Here is an 8041-nt window from a genome sequence, read left to right as displayed (position 1 = left end):
GCATGACAAAACAATGAGGGGAAAACCATGAGCGGCACCTTCACAAAGGCGATGGCTCGCAACATCTTCTACGGCGGGACGGTATTTTTCTTCCTGCTGTTGCTGGCCTTGACTTTCGATACCACGAGCGGGCTGCATAAGACCGACAACAGCGCGAACCTGACGCCGCAAGTCGTCGCGGGCAAGCACATCTGGGAGACGCGCAACTGCATCGGATGCCATACGCTGCTCGGCGAAGGCGCCTATTTCGCACCGGAACTCGGCAACGTCTATCCCCGCCGCGGTCCGGATTTCATCAAGGCGTGGATCAAATCCCAGCCCACCGGTGCTCCGGGACGACGTCAGATGCCGCAGTTCCACCTGACGGACCAGGAACTCGACGACCTCGTCGCCTTCCTGAAGTACACGTCCGAGATCAATGCCCAGAAATGGCCTCCCAACATCGAGGGTTGAGCGCAGCGAATCGATAATCTCTAGGGGATAACGAACCATGAAATACACATCTCAATCGGTCGCGCTGCCATATTTCGTAGCGGCGATCGGTCTTTTCGTCGGCCAGATCGTGTTCGGTCTGGCGATGGGCCTGCAGTACATCGTCGGGGACTTCCTGTTCCCGGAAATCCCGTTCAACGTCGCGCGGATGGTCCACACCAACCTGCTGATCGTGTGGCTGCTGTTCGGCTTCATGGGCGCGGCGTATTACCTGATCCCGGAAGAAACCGAAACCGAGCTGTACAGCCCGAAGCTCGCGCTGCTCATGTTCTGGATCTTCCTGATCGCCGGCGCGGCGACGATCCTCGGCTACCTGCTCGTCGACTACAACACGCTCGCCGAATACACCGGGAACAACATCCTCGCAACAATGGGACGGGAGTTCCTCGAACAGCCGCTGCTGACGAAAATCGGCATCGTCATCGTCGCGCTGGCCTTCCTGTTCAACATCAGCATGACGATGTTGAAGGGCCGCAAGACGGTGATCAGCATCGTCATGCTGCTCGGGCTGTGGGGTCTCGCGGTCTTCTTCCTGTTCTCGTTCTACAACCCGGGCAACCTGGTCAAGGACAAGTTCTACTGGTGGTGGGTGGTGCACCTGTGGGTCGAAGGCGTCTGGGAACTGATCATGGCCGCGATGCTCGCCTTTGTGCTCATCAAGGTCACCGGCGTCGACCGTGAAGTGATCGAGAAGTGGCTGTATGTCATCATCACGCTGGCGCTCGTCACCGGCCTGATCGGTACCGGCCACCACTACTTCTGGATCGGCACGCCGGGGTACTGGCAGTGGTGGGGTTCGGTGTTCTCGGCGCTGGAACCGATCCCGTTCTTCGCGATGACCGTCTTCGCGTTCAACATGGTGAACCGCCGCCGTCGCGAGCATCCGAACAAGGCTGCCGTGCTGTGGGCGCTGGGCACCGGCGTGATGGCCTTCCTTGGTGCCGGCGTGTGGGGCTTCCTGCACACCCTCGCCCCGGTGAACTTCTACACGCACGGTTCGCAGATCACCGCCGCGCACGGTCACATGGCGTTCTACGGCGCCTACGTGCTGGTCGTGCTGACGATGATCAGCTACGCGATGCCGCTGCTGCGCGGTCGCGCGGCGAACGGTCAGCGTGCCCAGGTGTGCGAGATGTGGGCGTTCTGGCTGATGACGATCTCGATGGTCTTCATCACGCTGTTCCTCACCGCGGCCGGCATCCTGCAAGTGTGGCTGCAGCGCGTCTCCGACACGCCGATGCCCTTCATGCAGGTGCAGGACCAGATCACGCTGTTCTACTGGATGCGTCTGTGGGCCGGCGTGGTGTTCGCGGTCGGCTTGGTGACCTACGTGGTGAGCTTCTTCGTCAAGGGCGAAAGCAAGCCGCTGATCACCCCCTGAGCCTGCGTTTCACCCTGATTTGAAAGGGACTGCGGGGCGGCGTTTGCCGCCCCGTTTTTATTGGTGAAAGCGGGAATCCGTGTCGTTACACATGCACTCCCTCAATTAACCAGAATCAAGGTTAGGGCGTGCCGCCGTTCGTAGACTGGCTCCATGGAAACCTGCTACGAAAATTCGATGACAGCCCCCGCCGCCGTAACAGCCCTGCCGGGCCCGATCGGACGCCGCCTCCCGGGCGACCTCGCGATCTGGTTCTTCATCCTCGCCGAACTGCTCGCATTCGGCGTGTTCTTCCTCGCCTACGCCTTCACCCGCGCGAACCACGTCGAACTGTTCAACACCGAACAGCTCACGCTCGATCGCATGTCGGGCGCGATCAACACGGTGCTGCTGCTGACGTCGAGCTTCCTCGTCGTGCGCGCGGTGCAGATCGCCGAATCGGGCCGCAGCCGTGCCGCGGCGCCGTGGCTCGCCGGCGCGTTCGCGTGCGGCGCCGGCTTCGTCGTCGTCAAGATCTTCGAATACGCAGCCAAAATCGGCGCCGGCGTGACCCTGTCGTCGAGCACCTTCTACATGTTCTATCTGTCGCTGACGTTCTTCCACTTCATGCACGTGATCCTCGGCATGGTGATCATCGCGGCGATGTGGAATGGCGCCCGCACCGGCCGCTACGGCCCGGACAACATGAACGGCATCGAGACCGGGGCGGCCTACTGGCACATGGTCGATCTCGTGTGGCTGATCCTGTTTCCGCTGATCTACGTGATGCGCTGAGAGGTACCGAAATGGAAAACGCTACCGTTGCACAACATGGCTCGTCGCACGGCAGCCCGCGCCGCGCCACAATTATCTGGATCGTCCTGCTCCTCGCGACCGGGACGACCTGGACCATCGGCGAACGCCTCGATGCCGGGCCGATGGTCGTCGGCCTGCTGTTCACGATCGCTTTCGGCAAGGGCGCGCTGATCATCCTCGACTACATGGCGCTGCGTCGCGCGCCGCTGCTGTGGCCGCTGGTCACGCTCGGCTGGATGATCGTGGTCTGCTCGGTGATCGGGCTGGCATACTGGAAAGGACTCGCGGCATGAAAATGGAAACGCTTCCGATGGAAATCCCGTTCTACGAGCCGGCGGGCGACGAGATCAGCGTCTTCGAGCACGCGTGGAAGAACCGCCTGCCGCTGCTGATCAAGGGGCCGACTGGCTGCGGCAAGACGCGCTTCGTCGCGCACATGGCGGCGAAGCTGAAGCTGCCGCTCTACACGGTGGCCTGCCACGACGACCTCACGGCCGCCGACCTCGTCGGCCGTCACCTGATCGGCGACGGCCAGACGGTGTGGTGCGACGGCCCGCTCACGCGCGCGGTGCGCGAAGGCGGCATCTGCTATCTCGACGAAGTCGTCGAAGCGCGCAAGGACACGACCGTCGTGCTGCACCCGCTTGCCGACGACCGGCGCATCCTGCCGATCGACCGCACCGGCGAAATCCTGTCGGCGCCGCCGTCGTTCATGCTCGTCGTATCGTACAACCCGGGCTATCAGAACCTGCTGAAAGGGATGAAGCCGTCGACGCGCCAGCGCTTCGTCAGCCTGCGTTTCGACTTCCCGGCGAACGCGCGCGAAGAGTCGATCCTGATCGGCGAATCGGACTGCACGCCGGATCTCGCGAAGCGGCTCGTGTCGATCGCGCACGCGCTACGCACGCTGAAGGACCAGGACCTCGAGGAAGCGGCGAGCACGCGCCTGCTCGTCTATGCGGCGCTTCTCGTTCGCGACGGCATGGACCCGGTCACCGCGTGCCGCGCGGCGATCGTCGAGAGCCTGACCGACGATCCCGAAGTCGCCGACGCGCTGATGGAAGTCGTGTCGGCGACCTTCGGGCGCTGAGGAAGCTTTCGTTCGCGGTCCGCTTCGACTGGCAGGAGGCCCTGCGATGCCCGCCCCGGAACCCGATCTGCTGAAGGAGGACATGCCGGGACCGACCCTTGCGGTCACGGCCGAGGCGCTGTTTCTCGCCAACCTGATGATCATTCCGGGCGTCGCCTTCGTCGTGCTCGTCGTGCTGTGGTGGCGCCACCGCGAAGGGCCCGCGCTGGTACGCAACCACCTGCGGCAGACGGTCGCGGCGAGCCTGTGGGGCGGCATGCTGCTCGTCGGTGTCACCATCGCCGTGCTCCTGCTCGGCGGCTTCATGAATCCGTGGTCGTGGGTCGTCAGCGTAATCTATTTCGTCTGCTTCCACGCGATGCTGATCCTGTTCGGCGTCATTGGCCTGAACCGCGCGATGCTCGCCCGCCCCTACCGCTTTCCGGTCATCGGACCGAAGCTCGTCGACTGAATCATGAACGCTCCGCAGCTCCAGCCTCTTTCGCCCGCCGTCCCGCCGCTGTCGGCCCCCGCCGACGAGCCGCGAGCGCGCAAGGCGTCGCCCCGCCGCGTCATTCCGATCGCGCCGGCGAAGCCGCTCGGCCACAACCGCACGCAAAAAAAGCGCATCGCGTTCCAGGTCGCGTTCTTCACGCTGTTCATCCTCGCGCCGGTGTTCGACCTCTTCCGCTACGACCTCGACGCGGGCCACGCGTGGCTGCTCGGGATGGAATGGCGGCTCGGGCTCGACGACTTCATCGCCGGGCGCATCGGCGCGCTCGAAGCCGGTTGGAACGTGATGTTCCGCCTCTTCGTGCCGATCTTCGTCGGCGCGGGCGGGTTCTTGTGGGTGTCATGGAAATGGGGGCGCCTGTACTGCGGCTGGCTGTGCCCACATTTCTCGGTCGTCGAGACGATCAACAAGCTGATGCAGAAGGCGTCGGGCAAGCCCAGCGTGTGGGTCAAGGAGCCGCTGCCGCCGTGGAAGGCCGACGGCACGCCGTGGCGCCCCGACGCGCGCTGGTGGCTCGTCGTCGTTCCCGCCGCGCTGTTCTTCGCGTTCCTGTGGGCGATGGTGTTCCTGAGCTACCTGCTGCCGCCCGCCGAGGTCTACGGCAATCTCTTCGGCGGCGATTTCACGCGCAACCAGGCGATCTTCCTGTCGGCCGCGACGAGCGCGCTGACGATGGAATTCCTGTTCGCGCGCCATCTCTTCTGCCGCTACGCATGCGCAGTCGGGCTGTTCCAGAGCCTCGCATGGATGAGCAACCGCAACGCGATGGTCGTCGGCTTCCAGCGCAAGCGCGCCGTCGACTGCGCGAGCTGCCTGCCCGACCGGCAGTCGGCGTGCGACGCGGTGTGCCCGATGCGCCTGACGCCGCGCAACATCAAGCGGCTGATGTTCACCTGCACGCAATGCGCGCAGTGCGTCGAAGCCTGCGAACAGAGCCAGCGCGACAACGCGCAGGGCCCGCTGCTGCAGTGGGTCGCCAACGAGGCGGCACGCCAGAACGAGGCCGGGTTCCGTTCCGGCAAGGAGCGCTAGCAAATGGAAGAACTCGTCGGAAAAGTCTGGCATCGCTGGGTCACGCGCACGGCAATGGGCAACCATCCGGACGCCGTCGTGAAACTGAAGGAGATCGAGCGCACCGCCGGCGTGTTCTTCCGGGCGCTCGGCGGCGACCCCGGCTTGCGCGTCGCCGCGGCGACCGACGACGAGCACGGCGCGCGCCGCGGCCTGCTCAAGCGCATCGCCGGCGCCGGCGAACGGGCCGCGAGCGCGCGGATGGACGCATCGACGCTGCGCCTGCCGCCCGAGATCGACGCCTTTCCCGAGCGCGCGCTGAACCGCGACCTCTACCTGTGGCTCGCCGCGCTCGCCGCCGCGCACAACGCCGTCGAAGCCTGCGGCGTCGAAGAGGCCGACGACGACTTTCGCCGCAACCAGTTCGCGACCTGCGCCGCGCTCCACACTTGGCCCGGCCTCGAACCGCGTTACCGGCGCCTCGTCGCGGCCTACCTGCCGACGCGGCCTCGTCCCGCAAAGCTACCCGCGGCCGAAGCCGAACGCGAGCGCGCGATTCAGCAGGCGCTCGAAGCCCCCGGCACCGTCTTCGCGCTGCCTGCCGTGCCGCAAGGCGCGCCGCCCGCGCTGCCGGTTTCGCTGTGGCTGACCGGCTCGCTGGCGGCGACCGGCACTTTCCGGCGCACGACCGACGCCGACCCCGAACAGACCGCCGACGGCGGCCCGCCGGCGTTCAACGAAAAGGAGCGCCACGCCCACCGCGCCGAGCAGGTCGACATGCCGAAGGAGAAGAACGGCCTCTTGATCTTCTTCCGCGCCGAAAGCCTGCTCGCGGTCGCCGAGTTCCTGCGCATCAACCGCCCGACCGACGACGACCCCGACCCGAACGCGGCCGACGCGGCGAAAGACCTCGACCACCTGTCCCTGACGCAGGACAAGGACCGCGTGGCGTCGAAAGTCCGCTTCGACCTCGACTTGCCGTCCGCGGCCGAGGACGACATCGTACTCGGCCCGGGCATCCCGCTGCCCGAATGGGATTACCGCAAGGGCATCCTGCTCGACGATCACGTCCGCCTCGCCGAGATGGCCGCGCGCGACGCCCCGCCGTGCCCGCTGCCCGAGCCGCTGCGCCGCACCGCCCGCCGGTTGCACCAGCAGTTCGCCGCGCTGCAGCCGGGCCGACGCTGGATCAAGGCGCAGCAGGACGGCAGTGAACTCGACGTCGACGCGGTCGTCCGCGCGCAGACCGACCGCGCCGTCGGCCGCCACCCGTCCGACCAGCTGTGGCTCTCGCTCGAAAAGCGCGAGCGCGACCTCGCGTGCATGGTGCTCGCCGACCTGTCGCTGTCGACCGACAGCTGGGTGTCGAGCGACGCGCGCGTCATCGACGTGATCCGCGACGCGCTGCTGCTGTTCGGCGAAGCGCTCGGCGCGACCGGCGACCGGTTCGCGCTCGCCGGCTTCTCGTCGGTCAAGCGCAGCCAAGTGCGCTTTCACCGCCTGAAGGACTTCGGCGATCGCTTCGACGATCGCATCCGCGGCCGCATCACCGCGATCAAACCGGGCTACTACACACGACTCGGCGCGGCAGTCCGGCGCGCGAGCCAGCTTCTCGCCGCCGAGCAAGCCGCGCGGCGCATCCTGCTGATCCTGTCCGACGGCAAGCCGAACGACCTCGATCTGTACGAGGGCCGTTACGGCATCGAGGACACCCGCGTCGCCGTCAGCGAAGCGCGCAAGCAGGGCCTCGTGCCCTTCTGCGTGACGATCGACCGCGAAGGCGCAGGCTACCTGCCGCACCTCTTCGGCCCGGCCGGCTACGCGGTGATCCGCAAGCCGGAAGAGCTTCCCGCCCGACTACCGCTTTTCTATGCCCAGCTGACACGGTGAACCATGCCCGTGATCGAATGCCCCTTCGAACTGCACCGCCCCGCCGCGCCGGCTGACACTCCGACGCCCGCCCCGCACCCGGACGACCGCCTGTGCAGGCTGCTCGCGCACGTCCCGCTGCTGAGCGGTTTCTCGGCGGCGGAACTCGCCCGCTTCGCGCACGGCGTGCGCGAGCAGGCGGTCGAGCGAGGGACCGTCCTGTTCCACCGTGGCGACCCGTGCCACGGCTTCCACCTCGTGCTGTGCGGGCAGGTGAAGCTCGCGTTCACGTCGTCCGAAGGGCACGAGAAAGTCATCGAGATCATCCGCCCCGGCCAGAGCTTCGGCGAAGCGGTGATGTTCATGGAGAAGCCCTACGTGGTCATGGCGCAGGCGCTGACCGACTGCAAGCTGCTGCATATCGCGAAAAGCGTCGTGTTCGACGAAATGGACCGCGACCCGCTGTTCTGCCGCAAGATCATCGCCGGCCTGTCGCAGCGCCTGCACCAACTGATCGCCGACGTCGGAACTTATTCGATGCAGTCCGGCCGGGACCGCATCGTCGGCTACCTGCTGCGCGAGGAGGAACTCGGCGGCGAAACGGGTTCGAGCGGGCGCGTGTCCGTGCGCCTGCCGACCAGCAAGGGGACGATCGCGTCGCGCCTGAACCTCACGCAGGAACACTTCTCGAGGATCCTCCACGAACTGACGGAGGCCGGTCTGATCAGCGTCGAAGGCCGCGTCATCCACATCCTCGACATCGAGAAACTGCGGACGACGCAGGCCCGTTTCTGACGCGGCGCCATGCATTCAGGCCGCCGTTCCCGAGCCGCCCGTCTATTCCGAAAGTACTAGTCGTCCGAGGCAGACTGGGGAATAATCGGCAGGAGACCAAACGAAAATAATTATC

Annotated in this window: 9 protein-coding genes; all 9 read left to right on the top strand. The window is 65.8% G+C overall.

Annotated features, from left to right (window positions below):
- The first annotated feature begins 27 nt into the window (after positions 1-27).
- The 9 genes from V6M37_RS01265 to V6M37_RS01225 all read left to right on the top strand — a co-directional run bounded on the left by V6M37_RS01265 (position 28) and on the right by V6M37_RS01225 (position 7926).
- Entirely contained in the window at positions 28-453 is a 426-nt protein-coding gene (locus V6M37_RS01265) for a c-type cytochrome (RefSeq protein WP_332670284.1), read from the top strand.
- Positions 454-490: 37 nt separating this feature from the next.
- The gene (locus V6M37_RS01260; RefSeq protein ID WP_332670282.1) at positions 491-1873 is read left to right on the top strand and encodes a cbb3-type cytochrome c oxidase subunit I; all 1383 of its coding nucleotides are present in this window, start codon (positions 491-493) and stop codon (positions 1871-1873) included.
- A gap of 177 nt (positions 1874-2050) precedes the next feature.
- A complete protein-coding gene (locus V6M37_RS01255; protein ID WP_332670280.1) occupies positions 2051-2647 on the top strand; it encodes a cytochrome c oxidase subunit 3 family protein in 597 nt (198 codons plus the stop codon).
- An 11-nt stretch (positions 2648-2658) separates the two neighbouring features.
- Complete coding sequence (locus V6M37_RS01250) at positions 2659-2961, top strand: cytochrome C oxidase subunit IV family protein (protein WP_332670278.1); 303 nt, start codon at positions 2659-2661, stop codon at positions 2959-2961.
- A complete protein-coding gene (locus V6M37_RS01245) occupies positions 2958-3758 on the top strand; it encodes a CbbQ/NirQ/NorQ/GpvN family protein (protein ID WP_332670276.1) in 801 nt (266 codons plus the stop codon). Before V6M37_RS01250 ends, V6M37_RS01245 begins: the two co-directional genes overlap by 4 nt.
- A 46-nt stretch (positions 3759-3804) precedes the next feature.
- Positions 3805-4209, top strand: coding sequence for a hypothetical protein (locus V6M37_RS01240; protein WP_332670274.1), 405 nt, complete (start codon positions 3805-3807; stop codon positions 4207-4209).
- A 3-nt stretch (positions 4210-4212) separates the two neighbouring features.
- On the top strand, positions 4213-5283 hold the full coding sequence (locus tag V6M37_RS01235; RefSeq protein WP_332670272.1) for a 4Fe-4S binding protein: 1071 nt from the start codon (positions 4213-4215) through the stop codon (positions 5281-5283).
- 3 nt (positions 5284-5286) lie between these two features.
- Positions 5287-7152 carry a nitric oxide reductase activation protein NorD gene (locus V6M37_RS01230; protein ID WP_332670270.1) on the top strand — a complete coding sequence of 622 codons (1866 nt, stop codon included), beginning with the start codon at positions 5287-5289 and terminating at the stop codon, positions 7150-7152.
- A gap of 3 nt (positions 7153-7155) precedes the next feature.
- Positions 7156-7926 (top strand): Crp/Fnr family transcriptional regulator, encoded by a 771-nt coding sequence (locus V6M37_RS01225; RefSeq protein WP_332670268.1) that lies wholly within the window; start codon positions 7156-7158, stop codon positions 7924-7926.
- Positions 7927-8041 lie beyond the last annotated feature (115 nt).

This window comes from Aromatoleum sp., from assembly GCF_036675785.1.
GTDB lineage: Bacteria > Pseudomonadota > Gammaproteobacteria > Burkholderiales > Rhodocyclaceae > Aromatoleum.
Note: the sequence above shows the minus strand (reverse complement) of the source record. Positions and strands in the feature narration are given on the sequence as shown.

Coding starts and splice junctions, on each gene's coding strand:
- V6M37_RS01240 (WP_332670274.1), top strand. CDS start 3,805: ATGCCCGCCCCGGAACCCGATCTGCTGAAGGAGGACATGCCGGGACCG.
- V6M37_RS01245 (WP_332670276.1), top strand. CDS start 2,958: ATGAAAATGGAAACGCTTCCGATGGAAATCCCGTTCTACGAGCCGGCG.
- V6M37_RS01225 (WP_332670268.1), top strand. CDS start 7,156: ATGCCCGTGATCGAATGCCCCTTCGAACTGCACCGCCCCGCCGCGCCG.
- V6M37_RS01255 (WP_332670280.1), top strand. CDS start 2,051: ATGACAGCCCCCGCCGCCGTAACAGCCCTGCCGGGCCCGATCGGACGC.
- V6M37_RS01260 (WP_332670282.1), top strand. CDS start 491: ATGAAATACACATCTCAATCGGTCGCGCTGCCATATTTCGTAGCGGCG.
- V6M37_RS01235 (WP_332670272.1), top strand. CDS start 4,213: ATGAACGCTCCGCAGCTCCAGCCTCTTTCGCCCGCCGTCCCGCCGCTG.
- V6M37_RS01250 (WP_332670278.1), top strand. CDS start 2,659: ATGGAAAACGCTACCGTTGCACAACATGGCTCGTCGCACGGCAGCCCG.
- V6M37_RS01230 (WP_332670270.1), top strand. CDS start 5,287: ATGGAAGAACTCGTCGGAAAAGTCTGGCATCGCTGGGTCACGCGCACG.
- V6M37_RS01265 (WP_332670284.1), top strand. CDS start 28: ATGAGCGGCACCTTCACAAAGGCGATGGCTCGCAACATCTTCTACGGC.